This is a genomic window from Streptomyces sp. IMTB 2501 (assembly GCF_001953885.1).
Lineage (GTDB): Bacteria > Actinomycetota > Actinomycetes > Streptomycetales > Streptomycetaceae > Streptomyces.
In genome coordinates this window covers 48,176-67,021 of sequence record NZ_MQUS01000030.1, presented here as the reverse complement: position 1 = coordinate 67,021, position 18,846 = coordinate 48,176, and the positions used below count along the sequence as shown (strand labels likewise).

14 protein-coding genes and 2 pseudogenes are annotated in these 18,846 nt (G+C 69.2%); 8 read left to right on the top strand and 8 right to left on the bottom strand.

Translation table 11 applies throughout. The features are described 5' to 3' along the window. Nucleotides 1-812: 812 nt before the first annotated feature. The 4 genes from AV521_RS36780 to AV521_RS36765 all read left to right on the top strand — a co-directional run bounded on the left by AV521_RS36780 (nucleotide 813) and on the right by AV521_RS36765 (nucleotide 7,620). Nucleotides 813-1,685, top strand: coding sequence for a chitosanase (locus AV521_RS36780; RefSeq protein WP_143658719.1), 873 nt, complete (start codon nucleotides 813-815; stop codon nucleotides 1,683-1,685). A 219-nt stretch (nucleotides 1,686-1,904) separates the two neighbouring features. Beyond that, nucleotides 1,905-2,474, top strand: a complete 570-nt coding sequence (locus AV521_RS48855) for a hypothetical protein (RefSeq protein ID WP_143658718.1) — start codon at nucleotides 1,905-1,907, stop codon at nucleotides 2,472-2,474. Between the two features lie 155 nt (nucleotides 2,475-2,629). Continuing rightward, nucleotides 2,630-4,702: a glycosyltransferase gene (locus AV521_RS36770; protein ID WP_079249596.1), complete on the top strand. Its 2,073-nt coding sequence runs from the start codon at nucleotides 2,630-2,632 to the stop codon at nucleotides 4,700-4,702. A gap of 518 nt (nucleotides 4,703-5,220) precedes the next feature. Next, nucleotides 5,221-7,620, top strand: coding sequence for an RICIN domain-containing protein (locus tag AV521_RS36765; protein ID WP_256725832.1), 2,400 nt, complete (start codon nucleotides 5,221-5,223; stop codon nucleotides 7,618-7,620). 219 nt (nucleotides 7,621-7,839) lie between these two features. Here AV521_RS36765 and AV521_RS36760 read toward each other — a convergent pair. From AV521_RS36760 to AV521_RS36740, 5 genes and pseudogenes are all read right to left on the bottom strand, one after another. Next, nucleotides 7,840-8,277, bottom strand: a pseudogene (locus tag AV521_RS36760) (transposase); the annotation flags it as partial. After that, nucleotides 8,274-8,534: a winged helix-turn-helix domain-containing protein gene (locus AV521_RS51560; protein ID WP_256725831.1), complete on the bottom strand. Its 261-nt coding sequence runs from the start codon at nucleotides 8,532-8,534 to the stop codon at nucleotides 8,274-8,276. The pseudogene AV521_RS36760 and the gene AV521_RS51560, both read right to left, overlap by 4 nt. Nucleotides 8,535-8,537: 3 nt before the next feature. After that, the gene (locus tag AV521_RS51555) at nucleotides 8,538-8,954 is read right to left on the bottom strand and encodes a hypothetical protein (protein WP_256725830.1); all 417 of its coding nucleotides are present in this window, start codon (nucleotides 8,952-8,954) and stop codon (nucleotides 8,538-8,540) included. Nucleotides 8,955-9,313: 359 nt separating this feature from the next. Beyond that, nucleotides 9,314-10,783, bottom strand: coding sequence for a UbiD family decarboxylase (locus AV521_RS36745; RefSeq protein ID WP_076094877.1), 1,470 nt, complete (start codon nucleotides 10,781-10,783; stop codon nucleotides 9,314-9,316). Then, on the bottom strand, nucleotides 10,758-11,450 hold the full coding sequence (locus tag AV521_RS36740) for a non-oxidative hydroxyarylic acid decarboxylases subunit B (RefSeq protein WP_076094875.1): 693 nt from the start codon (nucleotides 11,448-11,450) through the stop codon (nucleotides 10,758-10,760). The genes AV521_RS36745 and AV521_RS36740 overlap by 26 nt, the downstream gene beginning before the upstream one ends. 58 nt (nucleotides 11,451-11,508) lie before the next feature. Here AV521_RS36740 and AV521_RS36735 point away from each other — a divergent pair, with 58 nt between their 5' ends. Next, a complete protein-coding gene (locus AV521_RS36735; RefSeq protein ID WP_179023663.1) occupies nucleotides 11,509-11,967 on the top strand; it encodes a MarR family transcriptional regulator in 459 nt (152 codons plus the stop codon). Nucleotides 11,968-12,048: 81 nt separating this feature from the next. Here AV521_RS36735 and AV521_RS36730 read toward each other — a convergent pair whose 3' ends face one another. Both AV521_RS36730 and AV521_RS36725 read right to left on the bottom strand, forming a co-directional pair. Further along, on the bottom strand, nucleotides 12,049-12,606 hold the full coding sequence (locus tag AV521_RS36730) for a type 1 glutamine amidotransferase domain-containing protein (protein ID WP_079249585.1): 558 nt from the start codon (nucleotides 12,604-12,606) through the stop codon (nucleotides 12,049-12,051). 136 nt (nucleotides 12,607-12,742) lie between these two features. Next, nucleotides 12,743-13,663 (bottom strand): NADP-dependent oxidoreductase, encoded by a 921-nt coding sequence (locus AV521_RS36725; protein ID WP_076094873.1) that lies wholly within the window; start codon nucleotides 13,661-13,663, stop codon nucleotides 12,743-12,745. Between the two features lie 153 nt (nucleotides 13,664-13,816). Between AV521_RS36725 and AV521_RS51550 the strand changes: the two are divergent. Continuing rightward, nucleotides 13,817-14,159: pseudogene (locus tag AV521_RS51550) on the top strand (LysR family transcriptional regulator); the annotation flags it as partial. Between the two features lie 100 nt (nucleotides 14,160-14,259). Here the strand turns inward: AV521_RS51550 and AV521_RS36715 are convergent. Then, nucleotides 14,260-14,907 carry a DUF6000 family protein gene (locus AV521_RS36715; protein WP_076094869.1) on the bottom strand — a complete coding sequence of 216 codons (648 nt, stop codon included), beginning with the start codon at nucleotides 14,905-14,907 and terminating at the stop codon, nucleotides 14,260-14,262. A 350-nt stretch (nucleotides 14,908-15,257) separates the two neighbouring features. Between AV521_RS36715 and AV521_RS36710 the strand changes: the two genes are divergently transcribed. Then, nucleotides 15,258-16,184 (top strand): hypothetical protein, encoded by a 927-nt coding sequence (locus AV521_RS36710; RefSeq protein WP_076094868.1) that lies wholly within the window; start codon nucleotides 15,258-15,260, stop codon nucleotides 16,182-16,184. Nucleotides 16,185-16,235: 51 nt separating this feature from the next. After that, the gene (locus AV521_RS36705; protein WP_076094866.1) at nucleotides 16,236-18,842 is read left to right on the top strand and encodes an NACHT domain-containing protein; all 2,607 of its coding nucleotides are present in this window, start codon (nucleotides 16,236-16,238) and stop codon (nucleotides 18,840-18,842) included. Nucleotides 18,843-18,846: the final 4 nt, after the last annotated feature.

Here is an 18,846-nt window from a genome sequence, read left to right as displayed (position 1 = left end):
TGCACCAGGACAAGCTGCTCGACCACCTCCTGGACCCGACGGCCGCTCCACCGGCATCATCCCGCCCGACCTCCGGGCGGAGACGACGATTTGACCGGTCGTCTGCCATTTGCCTCAGTATCGCGGCGACGGGATCCATCTGATCAATCGGGACCTGATGAGCCGATCCCCTGCTCGACCAGGCATCTTGCGGCCTTCAAACACACACGAACCGCACTGCCCGCCATCGCCGTAATCCGACACGCACCTCGCACTGGCCGCACCCGTGCTCGGAGCATCCCCTCCGCCTCCACACGCGTGAGCGGATGGCGGAGCATCCTGCCGGACGGCGCTGACCTGCGAGTACGGCATCACCGGACATGAACCAGCACCTTCGATCAAGGATTCGATCCCGCTGGAAGCGCGCACAAGATGTATCGGGTTCGCTCGGCGTTGGCCGAGCTACTCGCTGCCATTCATGCGCTGGGAGTGGACGGAGGGATGGATAGATGGGTCAGGCGCGCGGTACGCGGGTCAGCCGGCACTTGCCTGTCTCGACCCTGCTTCCAGGAGCCCGTCGGGATCCCGAATGTTCCTCCCGGCAATCGCCGTCCGACAGCAGCCGACGCCGCCCACCGTCGGCCTCTCCGGCGTACGTGCCCAGCACCCTGACCAGCAAAAACCCAGCACGCTAAGATCCCCGGCAAGACCCAGGGCAAGAAGAAGTACGCGGTAATTGATCGAGCCTCCTGCTTGTGGTTTCTGCGCGAGGAGGGGGGCTCTTCAGTGAGCTGGCGCAGTCAGCAAGGAACAGGCCGGAGCGGTTCGTGGAGTTGACCGGGATACGTCGCACCCTGCTCGTCGTCCTCGGTGCGGTGCTCACCGTGGGCGGCTGCACGTCCGGCACGGCAGGTAAGGCTGACAAGGCCGGTCATGCCGGCGGTACGGCCGGTGCTTCGGTGACGCCTGCGGCGGGTCCGGCGGCGACGCCGATGATGGATGACATCACCGCGGTATTCGAGAACGGTGCCGCCGTTCCGCAGTACGCCTACATCACCGATCTGCACGACGGCTGCGGCTACACGGCGGGTTGGATCGGGTTCTGCAGCCAGAGCGGCGACATGCTCGGGCTGGTCAAGAGGTACGACGCCGTCGCACCGCACAACGCGCTCGCGAAGTACACCACCGTCCTTCAGCGACTGGCCGACTCGGCGAGCGACGACACCGGCGCGCTCGGCGATTCGTTCGTGCGCGACTGGAAGAAGGCCGCCCTGGACCCGGTCTTCCGGAGGCTGCAGATCCAGGTGGGACACGACACGTACCTCGTCCCTGCCGTGAAGCTGGGCGCGCAGGAGGGGGTGAAGAGCGAGCTCGGCCTGGAGAACCTCTACGACACCGCCCTGATGATGGGCCAGACGTCCGACGACTGCGACGGCATGCTGAAGATCGCCCATGAGACCGACAAGATGCTCGGGGGCAACCCGGCCTCCGGTGTGAACGAGGCGACATGGCTGGCCCGGTTCAACACCGTCCGCCGGAAGCACATGAAGCACCCCTGCACGGACGGCCGCGAGAACGACTGGCCGCAGGCGGTCGACCGGTCGCAGGCGCTGCAGGAGCTCGCGGACCGTGGCGAGTGGGATCTGAAGGCTCCGCTGACCGTGGGCGCCGACTTCAAACTGACCATCAGCAGGCCGCAGGACTGACGTACTTCACGGCGCCCACCGAGCCGACCCGCTCATCCGCTTTGCGGACTTTTTCCGCGAGCTTCAACGGTTTCTGTACTGCAAGCAGTTTTAAGCCACTAGTGTCTGGATCTCGTGCAGACCATTCCGGAGGGCTCGGCGCCCGCCGGGGACGAAGTGACGTATGACACGTCACCGTCTCCCGATGTCCCCATTCAGCAGCCGACCCAGGGGCCTGCCGTGGCTGGCTCCCCGGCCGAGCCCACCGGCGACACACCAAATCCGAGCGGCCTGCCGATACGACACCCCGCCCCCAAACCCATCTTCGTCGACATGTCAGGAGGCCGCCGCAGGCGGCTGCGCATCCTGGTGGCCGCGCTGGTGACTCCGGCAGCGGCCTACGTCGCCCTGCTCGTCAGCACCTTCCTGGGCGGCCCGACCCTGCCGGCGCTGCTGCCGCACCCCCTGCGGCCCAAGCCGGGCGCCGTCGCCGCGCACGCGCACGAGGCACCCCGGGCCGGGGCATCTCCGACGGCCGCGGCGGCCGACACCGCCCAGCGGCACCGGAGCTCGGGCCTGGCGACGACTGTGGCGAAAGCCGTCGGCGGCGCGTCCGCCAAGGCGAAGTCGCCCTCGACGGTGAAATCGTCCCCGACGGCAAAATCGTCCCCGCCCACGATGCCGTCCTCGACCGCGACGCCGTCCCCGAGTCCGACGCGGACCAAGGGGCACAAGCCGTTCCCGCACCCCAAGGGGACCCCGACCGCGACGCCCTCCGCCCCGCCCACCCACGGCACGCTCGGGCTCTGACGGTCTGCCAGGACCCCCATCCCCCGGGCCGCGCCCGCAGTTCCGTTCCAAACTCGTCACTCATCCCAGAAATCACCGATGTGAGCTCTTCCCCACGGCGTGGCCGCAGCGCCCGCGAAACTCCGGTACGCACCCACTGGGTGCTGCTGGTGACCATGGTGCTGACCCTCACCCTCACCCTGCTCATCGAGGGTTACACGCAGCACATGTTCGGCTTCCAGGACGACGGCGGGAACCCTCCGCAGGGACCCGTCGACCAGGTGCCGCCGTCGGTCGAGAACGGCGGCCCGGTGATCTCGTCCAGCGGATCCACACCGGTCTCGCTGACCTCACCGGCGCACACCGTAGTGCTCACCTTCGACGACGGCCCGGACCCGACCTGGACCCCCAGGGTCCTGGCGGCGCTGGAACGGCACCACGTGCCCGCGACCTTCTTCCTCGTGGGCACCGGCGTGGCCACACACCCCGACTTGGTCGCGCGGATGGCGAGGGATCACGACGAACTCGGCCTGCACAGCTTCACCCACCCCTACCTGCCCGCCCTGCCCGGCTGGCAGCGCACGCTGGAGATGCGTGAGGACCAGCTCGCGGTGGCCGGCGCCGCGGGTGTCACCAGCAGCCTCTTCCGGCCCCCGTACTCGTCCAGCGCCGACGCGGTGGGCAACGCCGACTGGGCCACGATGCGACAGCTCGGCAAGCAGGGCTATCTGACCGTGCTCGTCACCCAGGACAGCGAGGACTGGCAGAAGCCCGGCGTGCGGAGGATCGTCCGAAACGCCACCCCTCCCGGGTCCACCGGCCAGGTGATCCTCTTCCACGATGCCGGCGGTGACCGCGCACAGACCGTCGCCGCGCTGGACACGCTGATCCCCAGCCTCAAGGCGCGCGGCTACCGCTTCCAGACGGTCAGCCAGGCATTCCACCTCACCGGCGCCAACCGCCCCGCCTCCACCGGGCAGTACCTGCTCGGCCTCGGGCTGCTATGGCTGCTCAAGGGGGCGCTTTGGGGTCTCGACGGACTCGACCTGCTGCTGCTCGTCGCCGGACTGCTGGGCATCGTGCGTGCGGTGATCTCCATGATCGCCGCGGCCAGGCACCGGCGCCATGCCAGGAAGGCCTGGGGAGCGCCGGTGACCGAACCGGTGTCGGTGATCGTCCCGGCCTACAACGAGTCGGCGGGTATCGAGGCGACCGTCCGGTCCCTGGTCGCATCCGACCACCCGGTCGAGATCATCGTCGTGGACGACGGCTCAACCGACGGCACCGCCGACATCGTCGAGGCACTCGGTCTGCCGGGCGTACGGGTGATCCGCCAGCAGAACGCGGGCAAGCCCGCCGCGCTCAACACGGGGATCGCCGCCGCCTCGCACGAGATCGTGGCGATGATGGACGGCGACACGGTCTTCGAGCCGGACGCGGTCCGCCATCTGGTGCAGCCGTTCTCCGACCCGGGGATCGGAGCGGTCTCCGGCAACGCCAAGGTCGTCAACCGGAGCGGTCTGCTGGGCCGTTGGCAGCACATCGAGTACGTCGTCGGCTTCAACCTGGACCGGCGGCTGTTCGATCTGGCCCGGTGCATGCCGACGGTGCCGGGCGCGATCGGTGCCTGGCGCCGGGCCGCTCTGGTGCGCGTCGGTGGTGTCTCCGAGGCGACACTCGCCGAGGACACCGACCTCACCATGGCGATCTGGCGTGACGGCTGGCGCGTGGTCTACGAGGAGAAGGCCATCGCCTGGACCGAGGCTCCCGCTTCCCTCGGCGCCCTGTGGCGGCAGCGTTACCGCTGGTGCTACGGGACCCTGCAGGCGATGTGGAAGCACCGCCGCGCCGTCCGCCAGAGCGGAGCGGCCGGCAGATTCGGCCGGCGCGGGCTGCTCTTCCTGCTGCTTTTCCAGGTGCTGCTGCCGCTGTTCGCACCCTTGGTCGACGTGCTGAGCGTGTACGGGCTGATCTTCCTCGACCCCGTCCACGTACTGCTGCTGTGGTGCTCATTCCTGCTCATCCAGGTCGTCACCGGGGCCTACGCGTTCCGGCTCGACGGCGAACGACTCGGACCGCTGTGGAGCCTGCCGTTCCAACAGTTCGTCTACCGCCAGCTGATGTACCTCGTGGTGGTCCAGTCGGTCGCCACGGCCCTGTCCGGCAGCCGCCTGCGCTGGCAGCGCATGGAGCGCTACGGCTCCCACCAGGAACCACCGCTGTCACCGGCAACGGGGGCCCGGGGCTGACGGTGGCGGAGTGGCCCACTTTTCATCCTCCGTACGCGGCTGCGTTCACCCGTTGCCGAGAACAACCGCGCTCACGGCTTCACAGGATGCGGGGCGAACTTGTCAAGCCCGCCCGCGGCGTTCCGGTCGTTGTTCAAACTTGTTTGGTCATGCGAAGTTTCGTTTGAAAAGAACTCACAGAGTCTTGACAGTCTTGAGTGGGGGCGCGATACAACTACGGCATTGGGCACGACGCGTAGACAGCGGTACCAGATTCACACGCCCCTCCTGCCGAACCCGAGGCGAGTTCGCCGGCGTAGCGATCACGGGTTCCACCACGATGTCCTGGCCGCAAGCGCCCTGCCCGGAAATCACGCGATGCCGACCGCTCGCCGCTCGGCCTCATCGAAGCGCCCTGCTCAGGAAGGACGATCGTGATGCCCACCAGAAGGCACCCACATCCCGACTGTACGAGAGCCCCGCGCTCCTGGGCGGCAGTTCTCGCTGTCATCAGTCTCTGCCTGGTACTGGCCACTGGCATGGCACCGACCCGCGCTCACGCCGCGACCGCAACCACGATCAGCGTCGACGGCAACTCCCGGGGCCGCACGTTCGACGGCGTCGGAGCCATCAGCGGTGGCGGCGGCAACAGCCGCCTGCTCGTCGACTACCCCGAGCCGCAGCGCAGCCAGATCCTGGACTATCTCTTCAAGCCCGGCTACGGCGCGTCCCTGCAGATCCTGAAGGTGGAGATCGGCGGCGACACCAACACCACCGACGGTGCGGAACCCAGCATCGAGCACTCGCCCGGCACCATCAACTGCAGCAACGGCTATGAATGGTGGCTGATGCAGCAGGCCAAGCAACGTAACCCGCACATCAAGCTGTACGGCCTCGCCTGGGGTGCTCCGGGCTTCCTCGGCGGCGGCAACTTCTGGTCCACCCGCTCACCGTCGACGGTGGACTACCTCATGAACTGGCTCGACTGCGCCAAGCAGCACAACTTCGCCATCGACTACCTCGGCGGCTGGAACGAGAGGTACGACAGCAGGCAAAGCCCCGCCTGGTACGAAGCCCTGCACGCCGCCCTTGCGAAGCACGGCTATGCCACGAAGGTGGTCGGAGCGGACAACGACTGGGCGATAGCGGACGACATCGCCTCCAACTCCGCGCTGTCCTCTGCCGTGGACATCATCGGCGCGCACTACGTCTGCGGCTACCGAAGCAGCCAGACCAACTGCTCCAGCTCGGCCAACGCGCAAGCCTCCGGAAAACAGCTGTGGGCGAGCGAGAACGGCTCGGACGACGCCGATGCCGGAGCCATGGCGATGGCCCGGGGCATCAACCATGGTTATCTGGACGCCAAGTTGACCGCCTACATCAACTGGCCGATCGTCGCCTCGATCTCCCCCAACCTCGACTACAACGGGGTGGGCCTGATCCAGGCTAACCAGCCCTGGTCCGGCGCCTACAGCGTCGGCCGCAGCGCCTGGACAATGGCTCAGACCAGCCAGTTCACCTCCCCAGGGTGGAAGTACCTGGACGCATCCAGCGGCTATCTCGGCGGCAACCGGGCGGACGGCAGCTACGTCAGTTACGCGGCCCCGGACAAGTCCGCCTGGAGCACGGTGTTCGAGACCATGGACGCCACCGCCGACCAGACCGTCTCCCTGTCCGTCGCCGGAGGGCTGCCCGGCGGCGCCCTGCACGTCTGGACCACCGACCAGAGCGGCGAGCATCCGCGCATGGTGGCCGCGCCCGACCTGACGGCCACCGGCGGCACCTATCAGCTCACCCTGGAGCCCAAGCACCTCTACACCGTGACCACCACCACGGGGCAGGCGCCCGGCACCACCACCGGTCCGCGCCGCACCCTGCAAACGCTCCCGTACTCGGACAACTTCGCCGACTACCCCACGGGCAGGGAGGCCAAGTACTTCGCCGGCATGAACGGCGCCTTCGAAGCGGCGCCCTGCGGCGGGGGGCGTAGCGGCCGATGCCTGCGCCAGATGACCACCACGGCACCGATCCGGTGGACCAACGAATCCAGGAATCAGCCCTACACCACAACGGGCGACGTCAACTGGTCCAACTACACCGTCTCCGCGGACGTGCTGATGGAGCACTCGGGAGGCGGAGCCGACCTGCTGGGTCACGTCGGCTGGCAGAGGCAGAACAACAACGGCCTCAACGCCTACCACCTGACCCTGGACACCGCGGGCAACTGGTCGCTGCAGAAGAGCGACCAGTCATGGGGATTCACCACCCTCCCGGGTGCGAGCGGCAAGCTCAAGACAGTACCGGGCACCAATACCTGGCACCGCCTCTCCCTCACCTTCCAGGACAGCACCATCACCGCGAAGATCGACGGCATACAGGTTGCGAGCCTCACCGACAGCAGCTACGGCGCCGGACAGATCGGGCTCGGCACCGTCTGGGACTCCACCACAAAGGGGTACTACGGCGTCCAATACTCGAACCTGTCCGTCACACCGGGTACGGCATCGAGCCTGAACGGGACGTACAACCTCGTCAACGTCAACAGCGGCATGCTGCTCGACGCCTCCGGCGGCGCCACTTCGGACGGGACGCCGATCATCCAGTGGCCGGCCAACGGCGGGGCGAACCAGAAGTGGACGCTGACCGCCAACGCGGATGGCTACTACGCCATCACCGGCATCGGCAGCAACAAGGCACTGGACGTGCCGGCGGCAACCACGTTGCCCGGCACCCAACTGAACCTGTGGGGAGCAGGCGGCGGCACGAACCAGCAATGGGCGGTGACACCGTCCGCCAACGGGGCCTACACCATCGAATCCCGCGACAGCGGCCACTTGGTCGATGTCTCCGGCGCTTCGACCAGCCAGAACGCCCCCATCATCCAGTGGAATCCGAACGGGGGCGCCAACCAGCAGTGGAAGCTGGTGAAGGCAGGATGACCGGTCAGCACTGACTTCTCTCCGGTCGCTGGTTCCCTTCCCCCGCCCCCGTGGGGCGGGGGATCCGGCCGACCAGCGCAAGCAGTACAGGCCGCGCGTCCGCGCTGACACGAACGCGGGGACACCGGTCCCTTGCAACGCGCCCAGCCCGCCGTCACGTCGGGCTCCTCCCCCGCTCCCCGTCCCCCGGGTGTTGGCCAGTGGGCCACGCCGTAACAGCGACCAGATGCCCTCGGCCGGGTTCAGATCCGGTGCGTATAAGGGCAGTTGAATGACGGGGAGCCAGTCGTGTGCGGCGGCGTACTCGCGCATTCCGGCGGCCCGGTGTGTGTTGAGGTTGTCCCAGATCAGGACGATGGGGGCCTGGAGCTGGATATGGACGCGGACGATCAGGTCGCGGCAACCGCTCCAGGCGAAGGTGTCGCATCCTTTGCCCCGGTGCTTGCGGTGGCGGCGCGGCCGGTAGACGAGCCCAGAGGTCTCGCCCGGTTTGAAGCAGCACATGGCGGCGCTCGACCAGCGGCGCCAGGAGCGGCCCCGCACCCGCACGACCGGTGTGTGCCCACGCCGGCCCCATGTGCCGGCGCGCGGTGGTGTCATCGAGAACCCAGCCTCGTCCTCGAAGACGACGTACGCCCCCAGCGCCGCCGCGGTCATTCCGCCCGCGGCCACACATCCTTCTTCCACAGACCCACCGCACGCTCGTCGCGCCCCACCGCCCGGCGGGCAGGACACTGCCAGGGCCAGCCATGCCGATGCAGCAACCGCCACACCGCCGCCGACGAGCAATCCAGCCTGAACGTCCGGGCAATCAGAACCCTGAACCCGGCCAGCGTCCAGTGCGGGTCCTCACTCCCCGCCGTGTGCGGTCGGCCCCCGAGCCAGCTCCTTCTCCAACTCGGCGAACTGCTCATCGGTCAGCTTGGCAGTTTCGGCGGTCCAGCAGAGGCGAGCGCGGCCGTTCCGCCCTCTCGCCAGGCACGACGCCGGCGTTCCACCGACCGCTCACTGACCCGCAGGTTCTCCTCGACATCTCCGGCCTCAGCGTCAGAGGTCGTGGCGGCGGGCAGGACAGAGGGGCGTCCCAGCGCGAGGAGGTGCTCGGAAGCCCTGCCGGGGCTGACCTCGATTCCCTGCAGCGCTTCCTCCTGTGTGATCCCCTCACGCTGAGTCTCGTGATGGACTCTGGAGCTGTTCAAGGACCTGATGTTCGTCGCGTTGGTCGCCCTGTTGACCCATCCGTTGGTGGGTCGTCCGAGCGCCTGGGTGGCGCTGACGATGCTGATGCTGTTGGGCCCGGGGTGGTGGATGTGGGCGTCCTCGATCGTCTGCACCAGCCTGGTTCGGCGAGGGCGGTACGGAACGCCGTGTCACGGTCATGAGCCAGATGGCGATCGTTTCGCGGGCGCTTCTCTACCCGGAGGCAGCCCTGGGGGGAAGGCCGAGAGGCCGTCCCTGCGGACAGGCAGACCGGCTTTGACCCGATCGGCCTCCGCGCGCTTCTGCTCGATCCATGGGGTCCCTCATCGTTCCCCCGCCGACTCTCGCGGACGCCTCCAAGGGCCGTTCATGACACCGGTTGGCCGTCCTCCTCAATGCGCCGAATCGCAACAGAGCGGATGGCTGACGGGCCAACACCTCGCCGGCGACGCGCCAGGCAGGCGGGCCGGGCGGATGGGGCCGGGGCGGGTGGTCAGTCGGTCCAGTGGGCCAGGACCTTCTGGCGGATCTCTGCGGGGTATGCCTGGGCGAAGGAGCTGTGCGGCAGGCGGCCCGAGCCCAGTGCGGGCTGGAGGGCGTTGTGGACGACCACCGGGCCGCGGCGGGTCTCCTTCTCCTCGGGTGTGTAGCAGCCCAGGAGAGGGTGGATACGGCCGTCCCACGCCTCTGCGTGCTGGACGGGGTGGACGCGAGTGGCCAGGGCCCACAGCAGATCGTCGTCGTCGGCCGGGTCGATGTCGTCGTCCAGGACGAAGACGTTCGAGGTCACGCGGCCCGCGCGGGAGGCGGCCAGTACCTCGCCGATCCGGTGGACGAACGCGTCCGCGTCCGTGCCCGGCAGCCGGTCGCGCCAGTCGGCGGGCACGGTCACCACGGACCAGTGGGCCGCTGCGCGCAGCGGCAGCCACACGGTGCTGACGGGCAGACCGGCGGTACGCAGGTCGGCGAGCATCTCGGCGGCCTCGCCGACGCCGGTGACGGTGTGGTACTCGTCCACCGGGCGGCCTTCGGCGACCAGGGGCCAGATGGGGTCGTCGCGGTAGGTGATGGCGTCGATGCTGTAGACGGGCTGCATCGAGGTCTCGTCGGAGGCGTATCCGGCGAACTCGCCGAACGGGCCCTCCAGTGCGTCACGGCCCACGGACAGGTGTCCCTCGATGACGATCTCGGCGCCGGCGGGGACGTCGAGGTCGTTGGTCTCGCACCGGACCACGGGCAGCGGTTCGCCGTGCAGGGCGCCGATGTAGCCGGCCTCGTCCATGCCCTTGGGCAGTGGGATGCCGCCGACGAACGGGACGGCCGGGGCGCCGCCCTGGACCAGGGCGTAGGGCATGGGCTTGCCGATCTTCGCCCATTCCCTCCAGATCAGGCCGATGTGCTGCGGCGGGACCACGAGACCGGTCATGTGCCGGCCGTCGAGCATCATGATCCGGGCGATGGACCAGTTGGTCCACCGGCCGTCGGGCGTGCGGGCGACGATGATGCCCCAGGTGTTGGTGTACCGCTCGCCGTCGGCCTGGTGCACGCGCGGTACGGGGAAGCGGTCGAGGGTGGCGGCGTCGCCGAGCAGCACGTTCTGCTTGACGGGCGCCTCCTCGCGCGAGACGCGCTTGGGGGGTACGGGGGTGGCGTGCCGGGTGCGGGCCAGGTGCTCGACCAGTTCGGCGGCCGTGGTGTCGGCGGGCAGACCGGCGGAGAGCGCCACGCGGGCCAGCGGCTTGTCCGGAAGCGAACTGAGCCCGGCGGGGGCGCCCAGCAGGCGGAAGCCGGGCTCGACACCGGCGACGTTCTCGAACAGCGGAGCCGGGGAACGGCGTTCGTAGGAGAGCCGGGTGATGGCGGCGGCCTCCAGGTCGGCGCTCACCTCCCGGTCGATGCGCCTGAGGTCGCCCAGGGCGTCCAGCGCGTCGAGGTACTCACGCAGGTCGGAGAGATGGGTCATGGTTCAACTCCCTTGCGTTGCTTACGGAAAGGGCTTCGTCGACCGGGACGAGGTCTGAACATGCGCCGTCGACGGGCGGGCCGGTGGGCCGGGTGGCGGCGGCGTGCCGCATGCCCTGCCAGCGCCGGGCCGCGCCGGATTCGATGCGGAACTGGTCCAGCACCCGGGCCACGATGTGGTCGACGATGTCGTCCACCGTGGCGGGGTGGTTGTAGAAGGCGGGCATGGGCGGGACGATCGAGGCACCCATGCGGGCCAGCGCGAGCATGTTCTCCAGGTGGATCTCGTTCAGCGGCGTTTCCCGGGGTACGAGGACGAGCCTGCGCCGTTCCTTGAGTGTGACGTCGGCGGCGCGGGCCACCAGGCCCTCGGCGTACCCGGCGCGGATCCCGGCCAGGGTCTTCATGCTGCACGGGATGATCACCATGCCGTCTGCGCGGAACGAGCCGGAGGAGATCGCGGCACCCTGGTCTTCGGGGGCGTACGTGACGTCGGCGAGCGCAGCCACTTCGCGGGCGGCGAGCCCGGTCTCCGTCTCCAGCGTGGCGCGCGCCCACCGGCTGAGCACCAGGTGGGTCTCCACGTCATCGTGGTGGCGCAGCTCGGTGAGCAGTCGTACACCGAGCACCGCGCCCGTAGCTCCGGTCATCCCCACGATCAGCCGCATGTCGACACCATCCACATTCAGTACCCTGAATATCAGGGTACTGAATATACTCTTCCTCGTGACGAACGCAAACTCCCGCAACTGGCTGCAGCTCGACGAGTCACTGCCCCATCAGCTGCGCCGGGCCACCCAGGCATGGACGATCAACTGGCAACACCGCGTACCGGACCTGACCTCCCCGCAGTTCGCGGTACTGCTGGTGCTGCGAGACCACGGCAGCATGGACCAGACAGCCCTGGGCACCCTGACCGCCGTCGACCGCACAACGATCACTCAGCTGCTCGACCGCCTGGAGGCCCGCGAGCTGGTGACCAAGGAGGCGGACCCGGCCAACCGCAGGCGCCGCATCATCACCCTCACCGAGGCGGGCCGCCGACACCTTGAGACAGCCGTTGCCGAGGCCGCGCGACTGCACGAACGACTGCAATCGATGTTCGGCGAGGAGGAACTGCAGCGGCTGGTGGACATGCTGCGCACGCTCGGCGACATGCCGCTGGAAGCCGTGGACGAGTCCTGACGGATGCTGTCGCGAGGGGGATCCAGGCGCGGGCGCCCTTCAGATCGTAGAACGATCTCCCTGTCCTCACCCGGCGGTGAGTCACCTGACGACTGCTTCGGCCACTGCCCTCGCGCTGAACGGGTTCTGGCCTGTGATCAGGCGCCCGTCCTCGACGACATACGGGGCGAACGGCTGGGCGACCGTGCTGTAGTCGGCGCCGAGCTTCTTCAGCTCTTCCTGGACGTTGCAGGGGACCGCCTCCGCCCGGTTCGCCAGTTCCTCTTCGGGCCACGAGAACCCAGTGACCCGCTTGCCCTTGACCAGAGGATCACCGTTGCTCAGGGTCACGTCGAGCAGGCCGGCCGCACCGTGGCAGACGGTCGACACCACACGGCCGGTTTCGTAGAACCGGGCGATCAGGGTTTCCAGGTCCTTGCTCTGCGGAAAGTCGAACATGACCCCGTGGCCGCCGGTGAGGTGGATGGCGTCGTAGTCGTCGATGTGCGCGTCGGAGACCTTCATGGTGTCCTTCAGGCGGTCCATGAAGGCCCGGTCCAGGTATCGCTTGCCGGTGCCCTGGTCATCCAGTATCTGCCGCGTCAGGCTCTCCGGGTCGAGCGGGATCTTGCCGAGGATCTTGTTCGTGGCTACGGGCATGCCATCCCTCTGACCGTTGATTGCCCCTGTCTGGGGAGTTTCGACGGACAACCTCGCGTCGGCGGGTACACATCACTGCGGGCCCGCCATCCGCTGGCGCGGAGCACCGGCCCGGCGCCCGTCACCGCAGGCGATGTCAGACGGTCAGGACGATCTTTCCTCGGGTGTGGCCCGCCTGGCTCAGGCGCCACGCCTGGGCCGCCTCGGCCAGCGGCAGTGCGTGCTCCACGGGCACCGTGAGCTTGCCCGCGTCGGCGAAGTCGGCGAGAGCCGCAAGGTCGGCCGCGTCCGGGCGGACCCACACATAGTGGCCGCCCTTCGCCGCTGCCTCGCCATCGGTGATGGAGGCGACCCGGTCACGCTTCTTGAGCAGCTGTTGCGACACATCCACCGCGCCGTCGCCGACGAAGTCGAGGGCCGCGTCCACGCCGTCGGGCGCCAGTTCCCGTACGCGCTCGACGAGCCCGTCCCCGTAGGTGACCGGCTCCGCGCCGAGCTCGCGGAGGAAGCCGTGGTTGCGCTCGCTCGCGGTACCGATCACCCGGGCGCCGAGGGCGACGGCGATCTGGACGCCGAGCGAGCCGACACCGCCTGCCGCGGCGTGGATCAGCACGGTCTCGCCCTTGCCAAGGCCGACCCGCTTGATGCTCTGATAGGCGGTGAGCCCCGCGAGAGGTACCCCCGCGGCCTGCTCCCAGGTGAGCGCGGCAGGCTTCCTGGCCAGGGTGCGGACGGGGGCGGAGACCAGCTCGGCGTACGCGCCGTTCTGCGCCCAGTCCTTACGGACGTAGCCGAAGACCTCGTCCCCCACGGCGAACTCGCCGGCATCGAACCCCACCCGTTCCACGACGCCCGCGACGTCCCAACCGGAGATCAGCGGAAACCGGACCTCCATGATCGGATCCAGGTACCCGGCGGCGAGTTTCCAGTCGACCGGATTGACCCCCGCCGCCTTCACCCGGACGAGGACCTCACCGGGCGCCACCTTGGGATCCGGCAGCTCGATCAGCCGCAGGTCATCGGCCGAACCGTACTGTTCAAGTGCAATCGCCTTCATGATTCACGGTCACTTTCCGAACGGTCGGCACATCCCGGCCGAGTGGGGGCTGGCGCGTGCGAGGTCGGGTGGCTGGGTGCTTTGTGCCTCGAATCTAAAACCGCCGGCGTATCCGCACCAATGGAAACAGCGGTATCAGGTATCGATGAACCGATGCCTGATGCGGGGACGGACGGCCGCTCGCTGCCACACGGATCTCGTAGTCTCGACACCACGAGCGATCAGGACTCCCATGGGTCCGGTCCGCTGAACCTCAACCTGCTGCGCACCTTCCTCGCAGTGCACCGCCTGGGCTCCTTCACCGCCGCGGCACGCCGGCTGGGACTGTCGCAGTCCACCGTCACCACGCAGATCCGGGCACTGGAGAACCGCCTGGGCCATGAACTGTTCGAAACGCCGGGCGCGGGGTGTCACCCCGCAGCCTCAGGCGGACGAGCTCGCGACGCAGCTGTCGGTTCCCATGGACCAGCTGGCCGGCATCACCGGCGCGGGGCCGAGCGACCACCCGGCACCGGTGCTCCCGATCGGATCCGCACCCCAACCGCACCAGGTCGAGCCGGGCACAAGCTGAGGGTGCTGGGCGGTGACCATGCTGATTACTCGGAGGCATCTTCAAGGTCATCGGCGCAGGCCGTGCCGTGTCTGGCGCTCTCATCAACGAAGGCGCAGAGCCGGGCGACGAACTCACGGTGGCTGTCGGGGGTGCCGTAGTCCTTGCTGGGTGGTCCGTCGATCCATTGCTGCCACAGGCCGCCCGGGGTGAGGAACCGGGCCGCCGCACGGCCGGCACCGAGCCTGGCGTCGAGCAAGAGGAGCGTGCCGAGGGCGGCTGTCTGGTCGTAGCAGAGGTCGGGGCGGAGCAGGTAGCGATCGAGGTAAGCGACCAGGAGGTCGGCGTCGGAGGGGGTACCGAAGGTGGCCAGAGCAACGCAGTACGCCTGCCCTGCGTAGGGTCCTTCGCTGGCGAGCAGGAGTTCGCCGAGCCGTTTACGGAACTCGGTTCTTCCCGCAACCGCGATGAGCCAGGCTGCCGTCTTTCGCTCGCGCCATCCCCCGTCGAGCAGAATGCCCAGTTCACGAGGGCTGATTTCACTGGCGGCCTCGCCCAACTTACGTGTGAAGTGGGCGCGTTCGTGCTCACTCATTCGGAGGAGGCTGCCACCGAGTTTGAGGTAGCGCCGGTCGGGCGTGACGTAGCGGCTGATCAACTTGAGCAGTTCGGACTCTTCGTCGGCCTGTCGCATGGCGGCATCCTGTCGGGGATGAAGCTGGTCGACCAGCGATTTGCCGGTCCGGCGACTCGCGCGGTCGGTTTGTCGCGGGATTCGCTGAGGCCTTCGACGAGGCTGGTGATGTGGTCGATCAGGCGTTGGTCCATCGGCGTGTGGGAAGCCCACGCCCCGGGGGGGCAGACGGCGCCGTGTCGACGGGCCGGTGGGCACTGCCGGCCGGGAACCACGGGCAGACCGCCTCACAGAGCCGGTCGCACCGACCGTGGCTCTCCTGCTCGACGCGGCAGGTGTGCGCTGTCAGTCGTCGCAGTCCGCCTGCGGGACGGCGCCCTCGGGAAAGCCAGGGGCTATGGTTGCTGACCATGCCGTTAGGACAGCCGCCCGGGGGCGAGCAGAACCCTCACAGCCAGAACCCCTACCAGCAGCCGAGGAGGCCGCAGCCGTCGAGTGGCGGGGGCGGCGGGAACCGGGCAAAGGTCGTCGCGATCGCTGCCGTCACGACCGTGGTCGTGGCCGTCGGCGTCACCGGCTCCCTGCTCCTGGGCGGCGGCAAGGACGACAGCGCGGACGGCCGCGGCGGGAACGCGAAGGCGTCGGCGAGTGCCTCGCCGAGCGCGTCGGCCTCGGCGTCGGCGTCCGGTCACCCGCAGGCCGGGGGGACCGAGAGGCCGGCCGTCCCGGGCTGGAAAGTCGTCGTCAACCCCGAGTGGGGCACGGCTTTCGACGTGCCGCCGGACTGGGACGTCAAGAAGCCGAGCATGCTGATCGGCTTCGACGACAGCAAGGTTGACTACAACGACCCCCACAACTGGGGCAAGGCCGTCATCGTCATGAGCGGATCGGCGATCCTCCAGGAGAACTGGTGCGTGTCCGTCGACGACAGGGACGGTCTCGCGTCCAGCACCTGGCTGGCGGGGGCGGGTACCAAGGGCGCCAAGGGGGCCAGGAGCACCGGCGATGCCGCCTTGAGCCAGGTGGAGCGGTGGGTGTACGGCGGTTACACGCAGCCGGACGAGAAGAGCATCGTCTCCGACAGGACGGCGACGCCGTACACGACCAAGTCCGGCATCAGGGGCAGCATCGCCTGGGCCCGGTCCAGGAACACACCCCAGAAGGGCAAATGCGCGAGCGACGGCAAGGCCATCACGTTCGGCTTCAAGAACTCCGCGGGTGGCCTGGTCGCATGGACCCTCTTCTGCGCCACGGGCGTGCGGGACGAGCTGCCGGACTCGACGATCATGAAGATTCTCAGCACGGTACGCCTCCACGGGAAGCCGAAGACATCCTGAGCCGGACGCCGGTAAGTACAGTGGGAGGGGCGACGACGGGGGCGGACGTACATGGCGAGGCAGACGGGCTCCGACGGCCGGCCGCACAGCACCAACATCGCGGTCGACTGCACAGCCGAGTACCTGATCCAGATCGGGATCCTGGAAGGCGATCTCAATCTGACCCTGCGTGTGGAGCCCCCGCCGCCCGATGACGACGCTCCGCTGGCCGCGGCCGAGCGGAGACTGGCACGCAGTCTCCTGTACCGGTGGCGCACCGAGGCCGACGCCTGGGACATGACCGACCCCGAACCGCTGCCCGTGCGCTGGACGCCCAGCCGGCAAGTGCGGTCAGCCGGTGAGCACGTGCCCGCGGGCTCCGGGGCCGACACCATCGCCGGGACGTTCCTCGGGCTCCCGCCCCGACGGCGGCTGGTCGTGCTGGGCACCGCCGGGTCCGGCAAGACCGTGCTCTCCGTCCTGCTCACCCTCGAACTCCTGGCCCGTCGGCTCACGCAGGGTGAGGACGGCGTGCCGGTGCCGCTCGTGCTGTCGCTGGAGTCCTGGGACACCCGGCGGCAGTCGCTCACCGAGTGGCTGGTGGACCGGCTGCGCCAGGACCACCCCGGTCTGCCGCCCGTGGACGGCGTCCACCCGGCCCGCCGGCTCGTCCTGGAGCGGCGGGTGCTGCCCGTCCTCGACGGCCTCGACGAACTGCCCGAGCACCGCCGCGCCGAGGTCCTCGACGCGCTCAACGCGGGCCTCGGCGGCGAAGGGGACGCGGTGCTGGTCTCCCGCACGGACGAATACGCCCGTCTCGACCAGGAGGGCAAGGGGCTGCGGCACGCCACGGTGATCGAGTCGCTGCCGCTGCGCCCTGACGAGGTGGCGAACTACCTTCGCAGGGCCCGGCCTCCGGCCCGGGCCGCCGCTTGGGCACGCCTGCTGGAGACGCTCCAGAAGGAGCCCTCAGCGCCGGTCGCCCGGGCCCTGAGCAGTCCGCTGATGGTGTGGCTGGTACGCCGGTCGTACGAGCGACATCCGGCCGATCCAAGGGAGTTGGTGGACCGCGAGCGGTTCCCGACCCGGGATGCCGTCGAGGCGCACCTGCTCGACAGGATCGTGCCCGCCGCGTTTCCGCCGCTGCCCGCGAACCCCGGTCGGCTGCACCCGCCCCGCACCTGGGACGCCGAACGGGCCGGCGCCTGGCTTTCGTACCTGGCTCTGCTGCTGAGCCGTCGCGAGGAGTCCGAACTGGCCTGGTGGCGGCTGCACATGGCGCCACTGCCCCGGCTGCTCGCCCTGCCCGCGCTGCTCACGACCGGCATCCTGCTCTCGTTTGTCATCAAGGCGGGCATGTCCGGCTATGCGGATGCCTCACCGTTGGGCGACATCAGCGTCACGTACGCGGTGACGGGCGGGGTCGTCTTCGCGGCCGTCGCGCGGTCCGTGACCGCCTCCTGGTTCGGTCAGCGGCTGGCCGAGCCTCGGCGCAGTGCGAATCCGCTGCTCTTCATCCAGGCCCTGCGCTCTCTCGACCGGCACGCGCGAGTGGGTCCGCAGGTCCGTCTCGCGGCGCTCACGGGCGGTCCCGTCCTTGTCGTCCTCCTCCTCGCCCTGTACGTCTTCGTGGGGCGGGACCCCGCCCTGGTGTGGTTCTCCGTCGGCGGCGTACTGCCCGTCCTGCTGATGATCGTGTACGCGGCTCCCGCCGACACCGTGGACGCCGCCACCCCCGACGAACTCCTGCGCGGCGAGCAGAGTGCGCTCATCACGACGGTGACTCTGGTGGCCCCGCTGATCGGGGCGGGCGCGGGTGCGTTCTTCTGGCTGAACGGCGGGAGCGGCGGCTGGGAGGCGGCGGTCGGCTCCTGGGCGGGTGCCTCGGCCATGCTGGTGCTGCTCAGTCCGTGGAGTCGCTGGACGCTGGCCAGGTGCTCGCTCGCGGCGACGGGCCGGGCGCCCTGGCCGCTGATGGCGTTCCTCAGGGACGCCCGCACGGCGGGCCTGCTGCAGGTGTCGGGCGGCACCTACCGCTTCCGTAACCGCAGGCTCCAGGAGCATCTGGCGGGGCAGCGGGCTGAGGAACGGGGAACGGCTGCGTCCAGCGAGCCGGCCCCCCTGCCCGCGCTCGCGGACTCCCGCCGGTTCACGGTGGAACGCACAGCGGACCACTACCGCCTGCGCGGCCGGTCGCGGCGGCTTCCGCTGGCCCACTGGACCGCGTTGGGCACGATCATGGGCTTCTTCGTCGTTCGGTTCAGCGTGTCCGGACAGTGGCAGGACCCGGCCACGTGGCTGGTTCTGCTCTTCTGGCCCTTCGTCGGCGCCCTGATCACCGTGGCCGGGTTCCTCATGCCGCGGCGACGGATGGAGCTGGAGCTGACCCGGGACGGCGTCACCTCCGTGATCGGGCGCGGCCGACGCTCCTACGAGTGGCGGCACGTCGAGGAGATCACCGTGCGCCGTGCGATCGTCCGCGGCCGGGACGCACGCTTCTACGCGCTCCAGGTCCGGCTGCTCGCCGATGCCCCGCGCCCGCCGCGCCGCTCCCGCATGGGCGAGGGCTGGTTCTTCGTCCTGCCGCTCGGCCTCTCGTCGCGCGTGGATCCCCAACTCGCAGCGGCTCTGGCCGACTTCGCCGGGCCCCGGTGGACATCGTCGTCCGGTGGCCGCTGAGGTT

Excerpts from the sequence above, each read along its gene's own strand:
- AV521_RS51560 (WP_256725831.1), bottom strand. The coding sequence starts at position 8,534 with ATGAGCAGTTCGCCGAGTTGGAGAAGGAGCTGGCTCGGGGGCCGACCG.
- AV521_RS36770 (WP_079249596.1), top strand. The coding sequence starts at position 2,630 with ATGGTGCTGACCCTCACCCTCACCCTGCTCATCGAGGGTTACACGCAG.
- AV521_RS36715 (WP_076094869.1), bottom strand. The coding sequence starts at position 14,907 with ATGCGACAGGCCGACGAAGAGTCCGAACTGCTCAAGTTGATCAGCCGC.
- AV521_RS36740 (WP_076094875.1), bottom strand. The coding sequence starts at position 11,450 with ATGCGGCTGATCGTGGGGATGACCGGAGCTACGGGCGCGGTGCTCGGT.
- AV521_RS36710 (WP_076094868.1), top strand. The coding sequence starts at position 15,258 with ATGCCGTTAGGACAGCCGCCCGGGGGCGAGCAGAACCCTCACAGCCAG.
- AV521_RS36730 (WP_079249585.1), bottom strand. The coding sequence starts at position 12,606 with ATGCCCGTAGCCACGAACAAGATCCTCGGCAAGATCCCGCTCGACCCG.
- AV521_RS36705 (WP_076094866.1), top strand. The coding sequence starts at position 16,236 with ATGGCGAGGCAGACGGGCTCCGACGGCCGGCCGCACAGCACCAACATC.
- AV521_RS36765 (WP_256725832.1), top strand. The coding sequence starts at position 5,221 with ATGGCACCGACCCGCGCTCACGCCGCGACCGCAACCACGATCAGCGTC.
- AV521_RS36745 (WP_076094877.1), bottom strand. The coding sequence starts at position 10,783 with ATGACCCATCTCTCCGACCTGCGTGAGTACCTCGACGCGCTGGACGCC.
- AV521_RS36725 (WP_076094873.1), bottom strand. The coding sequence starts at position 13,663 with ATGAAGGCGATTGCACTTGAACAGTACGGTTCGGCCGATGACCTGCGG.